The sequence below is a fragment of the Aureicoccus marinus genome (assembly GCF_002954325.1).
GTDB classification, from domain to species: Bacteria; Bacteroidota; Bacteroidia; order Flavobacteriales; family Flavobacteriaceae; genus Aureicoccus; species Aureicoccus marinus.
Map to the genome: position 1 here is coordinate 1,052,770 of NZ_MQVX01000001.1, position 15,987 is coordinate 1,068,756.

General features: G+C 42.8%; 18 protein-coding genes and 1 tRNA gene. 17 read left to right on the top strand and 2 right to left on the bottom strand.

The annotated features are described in order from the left end of the window. Window positions 1–6: 6 nt before the first annotated feature. Window positions 7–390 carry an START-like domain-containing protein gene (locus tag BST99_RS04925; RefSeq protein WP_105000809.1) on the bottom strand — a complete coding sequence of 128 codons (384 nt, stop codon included), beginning with the start codon at window positions 388–390 and terminating at the stop codon, window positions 7–9. A gap of 164 nt (window positions 391–554) precedes the next feature. On the opposite strand from BST99_RS04925, the gene BST99_RS04930 reads away from it, so the two are divergent. The 7 genes from BST99_RS04930 (at window position 555) to BST99_RS04960 (ending at window position 3,963) form a co-directional block, all read left to right on the top strand. After that, window positions 555–628: transfer RNA gene (locus BST99_RS04930), tRNA-Met, on the top strand. Between the two features lie 135 nt (window positions 629–763). Then, complete coding sequence (locus tag BST99_RS04935; RefSeq protein ID WP_245916185.1) at window positions 764–1,471, top strand: suppressor of fused domain protein; 708 nt, start codon at window positions 764–766, stop codon at window positions 1,469–1,471. 84 nt (window positions 1,472–1,555) lie between these two features. Beyond that, window positions 1,556–2,032, top strand: coding sequence for a GyrI-like domain-containing protein (locus tag BST99_RS04940; protein ID WP_105000810.1), 477 nt, complete (start codon window positions 1,556–1,558; stop codon window positions 2,030–2,032). 195 nt (window positions 2,033–2,227) lie between these two features. Continuing rightward, complete coding sequence (locus tag BST99_RS04945; RefSeq protein WP_105000811.1) at window positions 2,228–2,908, top strand: hypothetical protein; 681 nt, start codon at window positions 2,228–2,230, stop codon at window positions 2,906–2,908. Between the two features lie 40 nt (window positions 2,909–2,948). Continuing rightward, window positions 2,949–3,218, top strand: a complete 270-nt coding sequence (locus BST99_RS04950; RefSeq protein ID WP_105000812.1) for a hypothetical protein — start codon at window positions 2,949–2,951, stop codon at window positions 3,216–3,218. Then, window positions 3,218–3,595, top strand: coding sequence for a GNAT family N-acetyltransferase (locus BST99_RS04955; protein ID WP_105000813.1), 378 nt, complete (start codon window positions 3,218–3,220; stop codon window positions 3,593–3,595). Before BST99_RS04950 ends, BST99_RS04955 begins: the two co-directional genes overlap by 1 nt. Next, window positions 3,592–3,963 carry a hypothetical protein gene (locus BST99_RS04960; RefSeq protein WP_105000814.1) on the top strand — a complete coding sequence of 124 codons (372 nt, stop codon included), beginning with the start codon at window positions 3,592–3,594 and terminating at the stop codon, window positions 3,961–3,963. The genes BST99_RS04955 and BST99_RS04960 overlap by 4 nt, the downstream gene beginning before the upstream one ends. 3 nt (window positions 3,964–3,966) lie before the next feature. Here the strand turns inward: BST99_RS04960 and BST99_RS04965 are convergent, their stop codons facing one another. Next, window positions 3,967–5,205, bottom strand: a complete 1,239-nt coding sequence (locus tag BST99_RS04965; protein WP_105000815.1) for a cation:proton antiporter — start codon at window positions 5,203–5,205, stop codon at window positions 3,967–3,969. Between the two features lie 132 nt (window positions 5,206–5,337). On the opposite strand from BST99_RS04965, the gene BST99_RS04970 reads away from it, so the two are divergent. From BST99_RS04970 to BST99_RS05015, 10 genes are all read left to right on the top strand, one after another. After that, on the top strand, window positions 5,338–6,735 hold the full coding sequence (locus tag BST99_RS04970) for a S41 family peptidase (RefSeq protein ID WP_105000816.1): 1,398 nt from the start codon (window positions 5,338–5,340) through the stop codon (window positions 6,733–6,735). A gap of 50 nt (window positions 6,736–6,785) precedes the next feature. Continuing rightward, a complete protein-coding gene (locus BST99_RS04975; protein ID WP_105000817.1) occupies window positions 6,786–7,295 on the top strand; it encodes a VOC family protein in 510 nt (169 codons plus the stop codon). A gap of 9 nt (window positions 7,296–7,304) precedes the next feature. Beyond that, window positions 7,305–7,790, top strand: a complete 486-nt coding sequence (locus BST99_RS04980) for a DinB family protein (protein ID WP_146106206.1) — start codon at window positions 7,305–7,307, stop codon at window positions 7,788–7,790. A 16-nt stretch (window positions 7,791–7,806) separates the two neighbouring features. After that, the gene (locus BST99_RS04985) at window positions 7,807–8,706 is read left to right on the top strand and encodes an alpha/beta hydrolase (protein WP_105000819.1); all 900 of its coding nucleotides are present in this window, start codon (window positions 7,807–7,809) and stop codon (window positions 8,704–8,706) included. Between the two features lie 44 nt (window positions 8,707–8,750). Then, a complete protein-coding gene (locus tag BST99_RS04990) occupies window positions 8,751–9,851 on the top strand; it encodes a DNA alkylation repair protein (RefSeq protein WP_105000820.1) in 1,101 nt (366 codons plus the stop codon). A gap of 92 nt (window positions 9,852–9,943) precedes the next feature. Further along, window positions 9,944–10,588, top strand: coding sequence for a response regulator (locus tag BST99_RS04995; protein ID WP_105000821.1), 645 nt, complete (start codon window positions 9,944–9,946; stop codon window positions 10,586–10,588). A gap of 136 nt (window positions 10,589–10,724) precedes the next feature. Beyond that, on the top strand, window positions 10,725–12,416 hold the full coding sequence (locus tag BST99_RS05000; protein ID WP_219843806.1) for a sensor histidine kinase: 1,692 nt from the start codon (window positions 10,725–10,727) through the stop codon (window positions 12,414–12,416). A 228-nt stretch (window positions 12,417–12,644) separates the two neighbouring features. Then, window positions 12,645–13,892 carry a hypothetical protein gene (locus BST99_RS05005; protein ID WP_181044148.1) on the top strand — a complete coding sequence of 416 codons (1,248 nt, stop codon included), beginning with the start codon at window positions 12,645–12,647 and terminating at the stop codon, window positions 13,890–13,892. Window positions 13,893–14,062: 170 nt separating this feature from the next. Next, the gene (locus BST99_RS05010) at window positions 14,063–15,367 is read left to right on the top strand and encodes a nucleotidyltransferase domain-containing protein (RefSeq protein ID WP_105000824.1); all 1,305 of its coding nucleotides are present in this window, start codon (window positions 14,063–14,065) and stop codon (window positions 15,365–15,367) included. Between the two features lie 10 nt (window positions 15,368–15,377). Further along, window positions 15,378–15,980: a DUF5655 domain-containing protein gene (locus BST99_RS05015; protein WP_245916186.1), complete on the top strand. Its 603-nt coding sequence runs from the start codon at window positions 15,378–15,380 to the stop codon at window positions 15,978–15,980. Window positions 15,981–15,987 lie beyond the last annotated feature (7 nt).

Below are 15,987 nucleotides of genomic sequence, written 5' to 3' on the forward strand. Positions count from 1 at the left end.
ACAGTCTTAAACTGAGCCCAGAATGTGCTTGAGGTCTGAGATTTGGTTATCCCAAAGCATTTTGGCCTCATCCATTTCGGACTCTTCCGCAAAATCTGTAATGAATAAGGAAACATCCGAAGTGATTTCATCCACGATGATACGCATCTCAAAATAGCTGTTGTCCTCGCTCTCATCCCAAGCAAATCGAGCGAACTCGTCACTTTTTTTCTTGAGAAGTTTAGCATCTTCTTCCGCCCCATCCCAGATAAAGACAAATTTTTCGCCTCTGGAGTTGACGTTGTCGGCAAACCATTCCGATAAGCCCGAAGGTGTAGAAATGTATTGATAAAGCATTTGAGGGGAAGATTGGATCACAAATTCCATCTCAAATTTGATCTTTTCACTCATGTAATAAGGGGTTATTGACTTGGGGTATTCTATAATTGGAGGTAATATAAAAAAATAAACCACATTTCATAAAATCAATTCTCATTTTGAGTTCGGCAAAACTTTCTTTTATATTTGCACCCGCTAAAAAGCTCTATTGATCGCAAAGAGTATTTGACCACGATGGCGAGGTAGCTCAGGTGGTTAGAGCGCAGGATTCATAACCCTGAGGTCGGGAGTTCAAGTCTCCCTCTCGCTACAGCTTTAGAAGCACGAAAAAAGGACTCCATTTAGGGGTCCTTTTTTTATTCTTTTTTGAGAAAATTTACAGAAAACTACCCTCCTCTTCTTTTCCCGGATTATTACCTTGGCTAATCCTAAATCAGAATCTTCTATGTTCATAGCGGATTCCCAGCTTCAATTAAACTGGATTAATCTTATGGGATTTTTGAAAAGACTATTCGGCAAAAAAGAAACGCCAATTGTAAAAGAGTTTACACAGGAAGAATTTGACAAAGACTATGAATTAAAATCAAAAGGACTCGAAAATGTTTTAGGTAAAATGCACGACCTTGTTGGACATGCCGTTGTACCATTCTCCTTGGGAGGAGGAGTCGATATGTACTACTTCCCTAATCACATAAAAGGAACTGGATTTGCAACGATGGAGCTATTGGATCCAGATGGCAATGGACCAAAAAAAAATAGATTGGGTACTTATGAATTAGTGGCCTTCACCAAACATGGCTACAGCAGTGTGGAAGGAGAAACCAGCCCTTTTAATTTGATTGAGCGAAAGGCCTGTGGTTTCTTAACCGCCATTGGAATGTATTCATCCCAAGCTATTTTAAATCCGAATGAAACCATCGAAGTTCCTAATGGTTCAGGTGAAGAAAATACCTGCCTGATTTTTGATTTGTACGAACCTGATGGAAAAAAATTTAAAATTGGTGATCGCCAGCACCATCTTTTGCTGTGTATGCAGGTTTTTAGGCAAGAAATGGACTATGCAAGGCAAAATGGAAGTGCCGAACTCTTTAAGCTTCTAAAAGAAAAAGAGGTATACCCCTACAGTGATTTAGACAGAGACCCTGTAGTTTAGAAAAGGTAATACGAGTCCAGCTTTGATTTTTTGAGGAGAAGTCCCAACTTGTCTGCCTGAAGCAAGAAGACCTGACAAAGATCTATGAACCCACGAATCATTACCCTTGAACCTAAACAGCTCATTGGCCAAAGCCTGGAAATGAGTTTAATTAACAATACGACCGGTCAACTTTGGGGTCAATTCGCCCCGCGAATCAAAGAAATTCAAAACAGAGCGAGTGAGGACAAAATTTCTCTACAGGTCTACCCCGCTGATTACCCCCAAAACTTCAAACCGACCAACACCTATATCAAATGGGCTGCTGTGGAGGTTACCGCGCTGGATCACATACCTGAAGGAATGAAATCCTTTCATATAGAGGGTGGGCTCTATGCAGTATTTGATTACAAAGGCTCGAGCGCTGACCCTTCTATTTTTCAATACATCTTTTCGCAATGGATCCCCTCTTCCTCCTATTGGGTGGACGACCGGCCCCATTTTGAAGTCTTGGGAACCGAATACAAAAACAATGATCCGGAATCTGAGGAAGAAATCTGGGTTCCTATTCGGACAAAGTAAAAAGAGTAATAAAAGTCCCCATGGAATAGGCTTTCTACTTTTTTGCTAACTTTCTTGGCCAAGCGGAATTATTCTTGCCTCCATTTTTTTATTGATAAAGAATTGATTTGGCACTCCCTGACCTACTTAAGCTAGTATTCCAATGTGAAATAAATTAAAAATGGGCACCTCAATTAATCTTGAAATTAATTTTCCATGAAAAATTTAGTAAGACTGCTAATGCTTGCTTTACTGGTCTCGGCCTGCAATTCGACGCAAAAAGAAGAAGAAAAGCCAACTATAGAACTACAAATGGCCATGGATAGCACGGTTACCGAAAAACAAGTGAATTTCAAAGCCATCGATTCTGATGAGGCACTTATTGCCACAGCCCTTATGGCTGCACCAGCCGAAAGCCGCGAAGGATGCAAAGTCATCGGCATCAATATGGCCGGAGAATGGGTCACCTTTCGCGAAGGCAGCAACGAATTCATTGTCATTACCGATGATCCCAGTAAACCCGGATTTAATGCGGCTTGTTACCACCAGGATTTGGAACCTTTTATGGCCCGAGGCCGAGAGCTAAGAGCCCAAGGCAAATCGGGAGGAGAAATCTTCGACATCCGAGAAGCAGAGGTAAAATCAGGACAACTCGAAATGGGTAATCCTGGATCAACCTTACATATTTACTACGGTTCCAAGACCAACTATGAACCTGAAACCAACAAAGTAGAGGATGCCATCTACCGCTACGTGGTCTACCTCCCCTTTGCTACTTCGGAATCGACAGGATTACCAGAGGTACCGATCAGTCCGGACCATCCATGGATTATGAATCCCGGAACCCACCGAGCCCACATCATGATTTCTCCTAAACCAGAATCTCAGGATTTTTAGAGAGATATTTCCCTCTACTTTACCCATAAGAAGTCTTTTTATGGCCCACGGCAGTCTAGATCAATTTAAAGCCTTTTTAAGGCGAAAGAAAGACCGGAAGAACATAGTTGACGGCAAGTTCGACACTTCTGATCTTGCGCAGTCTGAAGGAGATTTAGAGTTTCCTGAGCCTAGTGAAGTGGAATTGAATTCCATAAAAAGTACTATTAGAAAAAATGCTTCTCGAAGACGAATGCTGGATAAAGTACTCCTTGGTATTGTAATTGCCTGTGCAATAGGGTTTTTAGTATATCTCAATTATTTTACCTGATGAATCATTTTCGATGGCCTCTGGCCCTTTTATTTACATTCCTATCTCACACCAACAGCTTTTGTCAAGAGAAAAAGAAAGGCTATATCAACGAAGCGGTAATAGGACTGGTAAAACTCGCATTTGAGGTGGAAGATGTAGAACGCCTCGAAATTCACTGCGATCCGAAGAATTACGGCAGTAAGGCCATCCCGGAGAGATTGGGCTTTACCCATGAAGCAACCCTTAAAAACAGAGTTAAAGACAGTGAAGGGACCTACCGAGATGCGATGATCTGGACTCTTTTTCGGGAGGATTACAGAGCAGAACGTTATAAAAATCATTTATTTACGGCATTCGATATCGTAAATCAACCCATCAAAACGATTGACACATGAAAAAGTTCATCATTGCCCTCCTCTTTATCTGCACAGCTGTAGCAGGCTATGCTCAGAAAAAACATATTCCACAGAGCACCCCCTTCGAAAATGTACTGAAGGCCCTTACAAAAAATAAACCCTTACTCTTTAAAAACTCTTTTAGTCAGCGGGTCATTGACGGGGAAGAAGATCTCACCGTTTGGGCTGAACGCATAGAAGAAGGGAACGAAAAGTTCGGAAGACGCTTTCCGGATTTTAAGCGCAAGGACTTTCGGTACGGATTTGACTCAGCCGAATCCAAACTCATCATTTACTACAAAGGAGATGAGGCCTTTCGGATAAAAGTCATTCAAGAAGGGAAAAAGTGGAAACTCAACGAAAAATAAGCCCTACTTCAGCACCCGTTTTACCAGTTTCTCTATGGTGAGTCCTTGAACTAAAATAGAGAAAGCCACCACGATATAGGTCAGAATCAAGAACATATCGCGGTGCATATCGGCCGTTAAGGTAAAGGCCAGAGCGATCGATATTCCTCCACGAAGTCCACCCCAGGTCATGATCAGGTTGGTCCGGGGCACAAACTCCAACTTCTTCTCGTATAGCTTAACCGGCACCAAAAGAGAAAGATAACGGCAGAGCAAAACAATCGGAATACACAGAACACCAGCGAGAATGTAGTTGGTATCGTAGACTAAAACCAGCATCTCCATTCCAATGAGTACAAAGAGAATGGCATTGAGAAGAATATCCAATAACTCCCAAAATTTATCCACATAGCGCTCGGTAACCTCCGACATAGCGGCAGATCTCGCTCGGTCATTACCTACCACAAGACCTGCAGCAACCATCGCTAAGGGAGCTGAAACATGCAGCTTATGCGCTAGGACCGTTCCCACCATAACAGTGGCCAGGGTGATGATGATTTCTATGCTAAAGTCATCGATGGATTTCATGAGCATAAAGGCCACCCAGCCGATAAAGACCCCGAGCAGGATCCCTCCGAAGACTTCCAAACCAAAAAGTTCCGCAATTTCTAGAGGATCGATGCTTTCGCTACCTTTGGCGGCAACACCAAAGAGTGTCAAGAAAATAACAACCCCTACTCCATCATTGAAGAGGGATTCCCCCACAATTTTGGTTTCGAGCTTTTTAGGCACATTGGCCTTTTTAAGAATTCCCAACACAGCAATGGGATCGGTAGGCGAGATAAGAGCCCCGAAAAGAAGACACAGCACGTAATTCACTTCAATACCCAGAGCAGCCAGCAAAAAGAAGGTCAGGGTACCCACCAAGAAAGTCGAGATCAGAATTCCCAAAGTGGCAAAGAGTAAAATGGGCCAGCGCTGGTTCTTGAGTTGTTGAAAATGGGTATGTAAGGCCCCCGCAAAAAGCAAGAAACTCAACATATAATTCATCACTACTTCCTCAAAATCAATTTGTTTGATCAAAGAGAGCTCAACCTGGTACAGGGTATCATCAAAATAACTCAGCCCGATTACCACCAAGGAAAACAGGATAGCAATCAGCATTAAACCAATGGCGGTCGGCAGTTTGATAAAACGGGCATTAATGTACCCGAATACAGCCGCTAAAAAGGTAAGGGCTGTGAGGATTTCGTAAAGCTCCATGAGGTGATTAATGATTAAAGTACCAAATTAAAGATCAATTTTGAACTGGCTTAATACAAGGGTCAAAATTAAAAAAGTTCCTTTTTGTTGTTGCGAATTCATCCCTGATTCGTTTACCCCAAAACGCATCACATGAACGCTTTAAAAAAGCTACTTTTCGTCTTGACTGTTCTTGGTTTTCAATTGGCCTTTTCCCAAGGGAACCGTTCTTCATTTTGCCGCGATGAAGTCCTTAAAGACTTCGAATATCTTTATCAGTCTTTGGAAGAAACACACTATGACCTCTACGCCTACACCAGCAAGGAAGAAATGCAGAAACACTACGATCTTCTGAAAAAAGGGATTCACCAAGATTCGCTAAGCATACAAGAAATCACCACTCTCTTTCAAACCTTTACTGCAAAAGTGAACAATGGACATACCGAGGTAATCTTCCCAGTAGCCCAATACTTGGAGTACGCTGAGGGAGGTGGAACTCTGTTTCCTTTAGAACTGGTCATTGAAGATGGTAAGGCACTCGTAAGAAATAACCTGACTCCCCTAAGCGAACTTCAAAAAGGAACAGAAATCCTTTCGATTGACGGAATGCCAATCATGGAAGTGTTTCAGCAGCTTTCTGCCTATATCTCCGCAGAACGTCCCTACTTCAAGTACACCAAGGCAGAAATCATCTCCTTCCCGAGACTGTACTGGCAAGAGTATGGAAGTAAGGCCCGTTATGAGGTCGTAGCAAAAGTAAATGGAGAAGAAATCCACAAGCAGATTAAGGCCGTGCCAGCTATAGAGGGCTTCGAAATGAAAAGATGGGATATTCTGATCAATGCTCCCAAATTCAAGCATTACAAAAAGGTGGCCTACTTGAATCCAGGTGACTTTGGAGGTGATTTAAACCAATTCAAATCTTTTATCGATTCCGCCTTTACCCAAATACGAACAAAGAAATCCCCAACCTTAATCATCGATTTACGCTACAACAGTGGCGGTGATGATATTTTTAGCGATTACATGGTCTCCTATATTGCCGACAAACCCTTTCAATGGAATTCTTCATTTGAACTCAAATCCAGCGCGATTTTAAAAAAGCACGTTCGAGAAAACAGTGATCTGACGACGGAATATGCGAAAAGTATACTGGGTCATAAAGACGGCGAACGCTTTTTATTTCAATTTGAGAGTTACCTTCCTCAACCAAAAAACAAAAGATTTACCGGGAACGTCTATGTTTTAATAAACCGCCAATCCCATTCTCAATCCGCCGTTACTGCGGCTCAAATTCAGGACTACGGCTTTGGCAAAATGGTAGGGGAAGAGACAGGAGATTCTCCTTCTCTTTATGCTTCACAATTGACCTATACCTTGCCGATCACCGGTATCCCAGTCAAAACGGCTAAAGGTAAAATCACACGAGTGAATGGTAGTGAGGCCGTCCAAGGTGTTCAGCCCGACATCTTTATCCGCGATCACCTGAGAGACGATAAGGACGAAATACTCGATGGCTTATTGAAGCGATTGGAAGCCGGTCGCCCCTAAATGAGAATTTCTTTCTGGCTTTCTTGCTACCTTTAAAACAAACCAAAGCCATGAAAAGAATTCTTTCTCTCTGTTTAACCCTTAGCCTGTACTTTTCTCTGAATGCCCAAAGCAATGCCGAATTGGGTGTTGGGGCCATGGGAATTGTAGTGAGTGATATTGAGGCTTCTGAAAAGTTTTACAAAGAGATTCTGGGGCTCAGTCCAATTGGAGGATTTAGCCTCGACGAAGCCTGGAGTAAAGAGGCCGGAGCAGCCAACAACAGGCCCTTCTCTGTAAAACAGTTTAAGTTACAGGACCGTCCATCGGGGACCATTGTCAAGCTAGCTTATTTCGAAAAGACCAAAAGGCAAGCCCGTCCCAAAGGAATCGATAAGCGCTCAGGGGTGAATTACATCACCCTCTATTACACCAAAGAACATTTTGACAAGACCATCGAGCGAATTGAAAAAGCTGGCATAGAGCTTGTGGGATGGGTTAAGCGAGAACGCTATCAATTGGTATTTGTACAGGATCCTGACGGTATCTATGTAGAATTGGTTGCGCCTCCAGGAAACTAATTGAACAGAGTGAGAACCGAACTTGAAAGCCTGATCCAACAGTACCGAGATGTGCAAAACGGAGTGCTTTGGATGGGAGCCAATTATCTACGCCGCTTTAACGAGTTAGAGGGAAAGGACGCTTTTAGACGCCCCCTACCCGATCTCCACAGTATTGCCGAAATCTTATCGCACCTGACTCTTTGGCGTCAAGAGACTATTCTTAAGATTCAAACAGGCAGTGGCAGTAAAACCGAGAAGTGTGAAGAAAATTGGCTGCCCAACGAAAAACTAATTCCCCTGGGTTGGTCTACTGTACGAGCCAACTACGAAGAAAGTCTTGAAACCATTATTGATTTGCTCGCAGATCAAGACGATTCTTTTTTGGATCAAGAATACTTCTATACCGATTTTAAAGGCCATTACCCCTATCGCTTCGTGCTGCAGGGCATGCTGCACCACGACTTATACCACCTGGGTCAAATCGGTCTCATTCTCAAATATTTAAAACACTAAGACCACTATTCTTAAAATGAAAAAACTACTTCGCTTTGTATTTGTACTACTAGTTCTAGCCGCCGGAGGCGGATTTGCCTTCCTTCATCTTAAGGGAGGCGAATTGATTACAAAAAGAGACCGACGATTGAATGAAGGCACACCGGAAGACCTGGAACTGGACTACGACAATTTAGTGCTCATCGGTCAAAATGATCTGGAGTTAAAAGGTTACTGGACCTTAACCAAAGAAGAACCGAAGGCCGTAGTCATCCTGGTCCACGGGATTGGTGGAAACAAAGAACAGATGATGAATAAGGCCGATCTGCTTGCTCAGCAAGGCTACGATGCCATCCTTTTCGATGGTAGAGGACATGGCGAAAGTCAGGGAGAACACATCACTTATGGTTTTTACGAGAAGGAGGATATAAAACGCATCGTTGATTTTATCAAAGAAGAAAACGATAGTATTCCCATTGGTATTTGGGGCAACTCCATGGGGGGAGCTATTGCTTTACAAGCCTTGGAAGCAGATGAACGAATTAATTTCGGTATCGTTGAAAGTACGTTTAGATCACTGGACGAAGTGGTCTTCGAATACGGCAAACGAATGGCGAAAGGCGTCATGATCAAGCAAATTTCGGACTATGCCTTAAAGCGGGCAGCCGAAGAAGCCAACTTCGACCCTACAGCTGTTCAGCCCATTGAATCGGCTAAAGAAATTGAACAAGCCGTCTTGATCGCTCACGGTGATTCGGATAAAAGAATTAGTGTTGACAATGCTCAAGATCTTTTCGACAGTCTTAAAACCGAGAAGAAAGAACTGGTCATTGTACCCAGAGCAGGACATCTGAATATGATGGAAGTCGGTGGAGAAGGCTTTAAGAGTCTGGTCATGGATTTTGTAAACAGTCAAGTTGAAGCTCTTAAAGAATAAGAGCTCTTTCTGAAACAAAAACCGGTACGGTTCATCAATAAGGCATGAACAAACACACACTTTTGGGGTGTACCCTGCTCGCCCTGTTTACCGCCTGCCAATTTCAAATTAATCCTTCAAACGACACCACTTCAGAGACTGAACTTCAACTACCCGACAGCTTATCTGCCCGCAGAATTCAATATGTCCTTGATATGCGGCAAGAGGCAGCACAGCAAGTTTGGCCCGCCTTTGGCGAGAAAAAGGTAGAAGGCCCTTTTATTTATTTTAATGGAGAAGATTCGGAGGTATTCTTTCCAAACCAGCAAGTATTGAATAGCCTTACTACTTCGGAAACCTTTAGTGAGGATTATGTATTGAGTCCACGCACAGATTCCATTCCCTACCATTTCGAACTCATGATTAGTTTTGAAGAAGCCGACTCGACCAAACTGTATTACAACAATCCTGTTCAGCAATTTTTATCGGTGGAAGAAACGGGAATTTATATTCCATCGGTAAGCAGTACAGAAAGTTGGAGTGCGATGGTTTTGCATGAGATGTTCCATCATTTTCAGTACAATACTCCTGAATTCAAGGAGTACACCAAAAAGAGAATCGCGCAATTGCCTTTTGATATTCGAGATTTGCGTAAACTCTGTTTGGAGGACAAGAGCTTTTTAGAAGCGGTTCAAAAAGAGAATGACCTTTTGCTTCAGGCCATCGATCAAGAACCCAACCGAATGGCCTTAATTCGTTCCTATCTAAAAGCAAGAAAGTCGCGAATGGAGCAATACGGGAAGGTCTACCCTTTATTGGAAGAAGTAGAGAATTTCTATGACATTCAGGAAGGTTCTGCCCGCTTTATGGAATACAAGGGTATGAAAGTTATGGAGCAATGGAGCAAGTCCGAGCATGAACCGTCCATTCAAAAGGACTCACTCTTTCATTCTCACAAGGAATTTCAGGATGTTAAATTCACCCAACCGGATTTTGAGTACTTGACCTATGCAGGTCCGGCAACCTATCATTACGCGACAGGCTTTGCTATTTTACGCCTCTTGGAGCTCTTGGAAGTCCCCTTTCAGGATAAGATCTTAAGCTCTCCGGAAATAGGACTTCATACCTACCTAGAGGATTACATCAGTAGGCAAGAGGGTTCTTAAGCACTGAATCGCCGCTTCTCAGCAAATGCTCCCCTCCAATTTCATGGGATGCCTTAAAATTTGTGTATTTTACTGGATAAGAGCGAGCAAACGTGAATACCAACCCGAAAACCGTCGTCTTGTGCGAAGACCATCTGATCGTCAGTGATGGGCTCAGTTCTTTAATTCACAGTTTTAAAGGATTTCAAGTGATCAAGGCAGTATCTAACTACAAAGCCCTGCTCGATTTCTTCTCCAAGGGACTTCCAGATATCCTTGTACTGGATCTCAATCTTCCCGATAAAAACGGAATGGAAATACTACGTGAGTTCCGGGAAAATGGCATTGAAGTTCCCACGCTGGTTTTAACCATGTACAACAAAAGCAGTATCATACAAAAGTCAAAAAGTCTGGGGGCACGCGGCTTTTTGCTTAAAAACTGTAGTTCTGAAGATTTAGAAGATGCCTTGAATCACGTAGTTCAGTCTGAGAAATTTTACTATGGTGAGGGGGTCCGTAGGGCCCTTGAGAATTCTCGAGGACAGGCCGATGATTTTACTAAAAGCGTTCAACTCACACCTCGCGAAAAGGAGATTGTGATTTGTCTTTGTGAAGGTAAAAAGGTACCCGACATTGCTGAAATCATGAACATCAGTCCCCTAACCGTTGAGACACACAAGAAGAATATTTACAAAAAACTCGGGGTCGACAGCAATGTCAAGCTCGTGAACTTCGCTCATGAAAACCAACTCATCTAAACGGAATCTTGGGCTGATCACGGGTTTCCTATTCCTTGGGTTGGCCATACTAAAAGCCCAAACTCCAAATAGGCTGGAAAATTTGAGGTTGTATGGCGAACTCTACACCAGCACACAAAAGGCAAGCCCTTTTCATTTGAATCGACTTAGCGACTTCAAAGAACAAAATGACAAGCGCTCTTTCGTTTATCTTGATTTCGCCGTGTCCCAAGCCTATTTGGATTTTGAACTACTCAATCCAAACACCCAAAGCACAACTTACACTTTGAGCTTTTCTTACCCCTTTATCGAAGATGTTCGAGTTTATAAACGCAAACGAAATACGCTAAAAGAAATTGGATTTTTGGGATTGACTTCGGGGCATAGTCCGAATGGACGCAGCTGGAATACCCAGATCACCCTGGCTCCTCATGAGAGGGCCAACTTCTATGTGGTTTTCACTAAATCAGAGGGCAAGCCCCTGGCCACCGATATGAACTTGCATACCAAAGGCCGATTTGATCAACTTTCAGCCTTGCAAAATACGTTGATTGGTTCCTATTTTGGCCTCACGCTCATTTCCATCTTATTTGCCCTTTTCATCTTCTACGCAACACAATACAGTAACGCCCTGCTCTACGCACTTTATTTAATTTCCTTGGGTGTTTATATGGCGGCTTATCTGGGGTACATCAACCTAATCATACCCGCCTCCAATTTAGATAATGGACGCCTACTCTATGTCTTGGCCATTGAGTTTTCTACATTGATTTTTGTCCTTTTTGCCCAAGAACTTTTACAAGCCAAAAAGTACTTACCGCAATTGAAGCGCGTTGTAGAAATCATCATTGGCGTTCAGGTCGCCCTTCGCCTTGTATTTCACTTTATCACGCCATCACTGTACGAAGCACAGGTCGCCCTATTTATGAAATTTTGGTATGCCACTATACTGTTTTTGGTCTGTGCCGTGATTGCTGAAATTGTGGTCTATCTGCGCTACAACAAAAAAGTTGGTGTTTACTTTGCCATCTCTTACCTGTTCATGACTCTGGCCTCCGTTTTTATGTTGTTGCATCACAGCTTTGGATTGGTCAAAGTCACTTTTTTCGGGCTCTCTCAGATCCTTTTTGCCTCCGTGCTGGAGATCTTATTCTTATCGATTACCCTCTCCTTAATCATACGTCAAATCTACAGCGATCGCAATGCCTTGGCGCAAAAACTATTGGTTCAACAGCAAAAATTCCTAAATGCCTATGTCCAGGGGCAGGAAGAGGAAAGACGCAGACTTGGAGCAGAATTACACGACAACATCGGGAGTCGGGTGTCCAACATTAGACGCCTGTTCAGTACAAAACCCAATAAAAAAGACGTCGAAAAAGAACTTGATCAAGTCTGCACAGAAATTCGGGAGATGGCTCATGCCCTCACCCCAGCTGATATTCAGTTAGTTGGTTTAGCAGGGGTACTTGAAGATCTCTTCCAGGAGGTGGAAGAAACGGAAGGGCTTAAGATGCAATTCAACACCTATCAATTCCCAGAAGATTTAGACGAAGAAAAGGCCACCCATCTCTACCGTATAGTGCAAGAATTAGTACAAAACGTCATTAAGCACGCCAAAGCAAGTACCGTTAGCATGCAACTATTTGGGCACGATGAATCCTTGACGTTGAGTTTTGAAGACGATGGACAAGGCCTATCCGCAACCGATTCCGGAGAAGGCATAGGATTACAAAACATACGCTCTCGGGTAGATCAGCTGAAAGGCCAATTTTGTTGGACTCCAGTCCACAAAACGGCACTTCAATCTTGGTCATTGTTCCCCTTGAATATACCTGAGTTCTGGTATTGACTTAGCCAAGCAGATACTCTTGTTTTGGCATAAACATAAAACCAGAACAAAATGAGATGGAAATCACTCCTCCTCTTCGGGCTATTCATCGTCCAGGGGATGCACTCGCAAAACGACAACTTTAGCACCACCACAAAACTGAAAAGTGAGCCCTATTTTATAGTAGATGAGGAACCTTTTCAAGATGAAATCAATAGGGCTTTCAGGTCTGTTTTAACTAGTCCGGATTTGGCCAAACTAAACTTCTCGCCAGAGTGTAATCTAAAAACCAGTTATGTCAAGCAAGTAATTGATCATCTGCGCAATACAGCGAGTAGTATCAACTTTTACCCAACGGAAAATTTCCAGAAGAAGCCTGAAAATGTAAGCGACTGGACAATTGAGGGTATTTTCAAGCATCTAGAATTGAAATCAGTCGATCGCGGATTCTTTCCGTCTGTTGCTGACCGGGTAGCCCAGGCTTACTCTGACGCAAAAAATTTCTCTGATTTTGCTTTTCGACTCACCAAAAAAGATCTTGGCAAATTAAGCGATGAACAAAAAAATGAAATGCGAGTCGCGTATAACAAGCTCAGTTTTCTCTTGAAAAAAGAGAATCATTGGCGTTATCGTGGCATGGCAAAAACCATTGGCGAATGCAGAGTCTTTCTTGACCCGACGATAAGAGTTAGTAAACTAAAATTTCCTAAAGTTGACTACGAGGTACTCATCAATATCAATTCAACTTGCCCCTGTGGCACAGGCGTCAAGGAGAGTAAATTTACGTACACGGCCAAGCTCCAAGGCATAATGACCAATTCTAAATGGAGTATTTCAACCCCTAAAAAGGTAAAATTCAATACGGAATATATCAAGTGCTGCCCCTCCAAAGAGAATGCTAAACAAGCTTCCTATGATGAATTGTCAGATCGAATAGCAGAATCAATGACTCAAAGAATGCAAGAAAGCCTTGAAGAGTCGCCAAACCGAGAAGAATTCAAAGAGCCTGAACTCGCTGATCGTCCAATTGGGCAACGCCTGAATTATTTTGCCGGGGGTGGTTTGGTTTTGGGCCCCGAAACCGACTTTTTCGGTTTTAATTACCTGGTCAGTATTGCGTATTTAATCCACGCGACGAAGGCATTAGAGATTATGCCAGAATTGGGTTACTCCAGATTTACCGGAAAAGAAACCGACTTTGGCTTCCAGACTGAAGGGGTAGCGTTCGCTCCTGTAAAAGCTCGGGCATTGGTTGAGCTTTCCGATGTATCACCAGGACTCGATGGCTTTACTGTGTCCGCAGGTCTTGGGTATGCCATTGGTCTTACTGAAGGAATATCTGGCGGTATGGCCTATGATATTGGCGGGGGGTACCGAATAAAAAATGCTACTGAAAAGAGTCCATGTCAGTGGGACCTCTCTGCCATGTTTACTGGTATTCAAGTTGAGAATGGCAGTTTTAGCTCGGTTATATTCGGTGTTCGTGTTCGCTATTAAAACAACTTGTCCTAAATCTCGATTTTCAATTAAGTTTTGATTTTGATAAGCCTATATTTTTAGTTAATGGTTAGTGTTTAGTAAAGCTTATCAGTAAAAGGTCCCGGCAAGAACCGGGGCTTTTTTATTCGCTGTGACATTGGTTAATTTTAAGGACACAAAGAACTGAAATGGATACAACTCACGATGCTGATTTTGATGCGTTTCTAAGGGACAAACGTCCGGACGAATACCGACTTCGCAATTTGATCCTGAACCAATACCAAAGTCATCTGCACGACGAAGGAATTATTCAAACAAATGATTTAGAAGGAATCCTGGGATTATTACGCGAATTGGCGTCTGGAAGAGGTCTGCCTTCTACCCCTACTTATCCTTTAAAGGAAGAACTTCGCAAGAACAACCTTTATACCGATCAGAAGGATTTGAAGAACGAGGACTCTATAGTTATGGAGTTTTTTTCGCTTCACTTTCCAGTTCATCTTAAAGAATTGATTCCTGTCGACAAACTGCAAGAGGCCCATTCTAAAAATCAAATGGAAAAAGTCAATTTGTACAGGCTTTATCTGGACCATTTAGTTCCGGAAGATCTCTTACTTCTCCGCATTCGAGAACGAATTTTCAAATTGATTGATCCCAATTGCAAGGACCCGATTTATGTCTATGTTGGTAAGCCTACTTCTCGAGAAATTCATTCTCATCATCAAAAGACGATAGATAAGTTGGTCGCTGCCTATAGGGACCAGCCTTTTGTTGAAGCCATCATTATTGGTGGTTCTGTGGCCAAGGGCTGCGCCCGCGAGGATTCCGATGTCGATTTTATGATGTTGGTTCAAGACGAAGAATACATAAAAAGAGAAGCCGTAAATGACCTCTTTATCATCCGCACAGACCTTTGTGATTACCCCAAGGGATATGTAGATGGAAAGATTATTTCCTGGGACTATTTAAAGTTGGTGGCAGAAAAAGGGAATGAACCGACGAGAGCTGCTTTCGATGGAGCTTTCCCTGCATATAATAAAGACGCAAGGCTTTTAGATCTGTTGCATAAAATACAGCGATATCCAGAGGAAGGACGGGAAGAGCGCATGCGTTCCTTCTATTCCATGGCTTTTATACAACATTGGCTTATGGGCGAGGCTGATCGTCACGATAACCTCTATACCAAAACAAGAGCCGCTTCCCAGTTGACGCTCTTTGCCTCCCGATTAATCTTAGCACACAACCGCATTTTATTTCCCTACCACAAATGGCTGATAACCTATTTAGACAAGTGTCCAGATAAACCAGAGCACTTTAAGGAACAAATAGAACAGCTCCTGCTCCACCCCAATATGGAAAATGCGCATACTCTTTTCAATAATCTAAAAGAATTTCAGGACTGGGGAGTAACTGATTTAGAAGCCTTTACTTGGTTTCTTACTGATGTGGAATGGAGTTGGATGAGGGATCAAACCCCTTTAGAAGACCTGTAATTTATACGTTATGACAAAAAACTTATTCCTGCTCTGCTTGATTCTGCTTGCTTCTTGCGCTACTAAAGAAGAACAAGGCGTGGGCTACATGAACTACCACCAAGAAATCCAAAGGGCTGAAGAGTTCATTGTCAACGAAGACTATCAAGAGGCCCTCACGATTTATGCGAAACAAGCTGAGGGGGTTAAGTATTTAAAAACCGAGCATCAGGTCACCCATGGTTTTGCAAACACCATCGTTACGCTGAGCAAAGAAGAGAACAATTCGGAAGAAGATCTTGTCAGCGCTCAATACAAAGGAAAGGAAAGCCTCTTCCCTATCTACGAGTCGCTGATTGGCTTTGTTAAGACTCTGGGAAGCGATGTTACCATCACCCCTAAAAAAGGCAGTGTGAGTATTATCCGAAAACGGCAATTCATACTGATTAAACCCGCGACCAAAAGCCGAATTGATCTTGGCTTTAAGCTAAAAGACAAGCCCACCACCGATCGTCTTGAAAATTCAGGTCCTTTCGGCACCATGTGTACACACCGGGTGCAATTGACCGATACGGCCCAGGTAGACCCTGAATTAAAGGACTGGATAAAAGAAGCCTACGAGAAGTCTGTTTAGAGATTAA

Excerpts from the sequence above, each read along its gene's own strand:
- BST99_RS05015 (WP_245916186.1), top strand. The coding sequence starts at position 15,378 with ATGACAAAAAACTTATTCCTGCTCTGCTTGATTCTGCTTGCTTCTTGC.
- BST99_RS04925 (WP_105000809.1), bottom strand. The coding sequence starts at position 390 with ATGAGTGAAAAGATCAAATTTGAGATGGAATTTGTGATCCAATCTTCC.
- BST99_RS04950 (WP_105000812.1), top strand. The coding sequence starts at position 2,949 with ATGGCCCACGGCAGTCTAGATCAATTTAAAGCCTTTTTAAGGCGAAAG.
- BST99_RS04985 (WP_105000819.1), top strand. The coding sequence starts at position 7,807 with ATGAAAAAACTACTTCGCTTTGTATTTGTACTACTAGTTCTAGCCGCC.
- BST99_RS04975 (WP_105000817.1), top strand. The coding sequence starts at position 6,786 with ATGAAAAGAATTCTTTCTCTCTGTTTAACCCTTAGCCTGTACTTTTCT.
- BST99_RS04945 (WP_105000811.1), top strand. The coding sequence starts at position 2,228 with ATGAAAAATTTAGTAAGACTGCTAATGCTTGCTTTACTGGTCTCGGCC.
- BST99_RS04960 (WP_105000814.1), top strand. The coding sequence starts at position 3,592 with ATGAAAAAGTTCATCATTGCCCTCCTCTTTATCTGCACAGCTGTAGCA.
- BST99_RS04965 (WP_105000815.1), bottom strand. The coding sequence starts at position 5,205 with ATGGAGCTTTACGAAATCCTCACAGCCCTTACCTTTTTAGCGGCTGTA.
- BST99_RS04940 (WP_105000810.1), top strand. The coding sequence starts at position 1,556 with ATGAACCCACGAATCATTACCCTTGAACCTAAACAGCTCATTGGCCAA.
- BST99_RS04970 (WP_105000816.1), top strand. The coding sequence starts at position 5,338 with ATGAACGCTTTAAAAAAGCTACTTTTCGTCTTGACTGTTCTTGGTTTT.
- BST99_RS04990 (WP_105000820.1), top strand. The coding sequence starts at position 8,751 with ATGAACAAACACACACTTTTGGGGTGTACCCTGCTCGCCCTGTTTACC.
- BST99_RS04935 (WP_245916185.1), top strand. The coding sequence starts at position 764 with ATGTTCATAGCGGATTCCCAGCTTCAATTAAACTGGATTAATCTTATG.
- BST99_RS05010 (WP_105000824.1), top strand. The coding sequence starts at position 14,063 with ATGGATACAACTCACGATGCTGATTTTGATGCGTTTCTAAGGGACAAA.
- BST99_RS04955 (WP_105000813.1), top strand. The coding sequence starts at position 3,218 with ATGAATCATTTTCGATGGCCTCTGGCCCTTTTATTTACATTCCTATCT.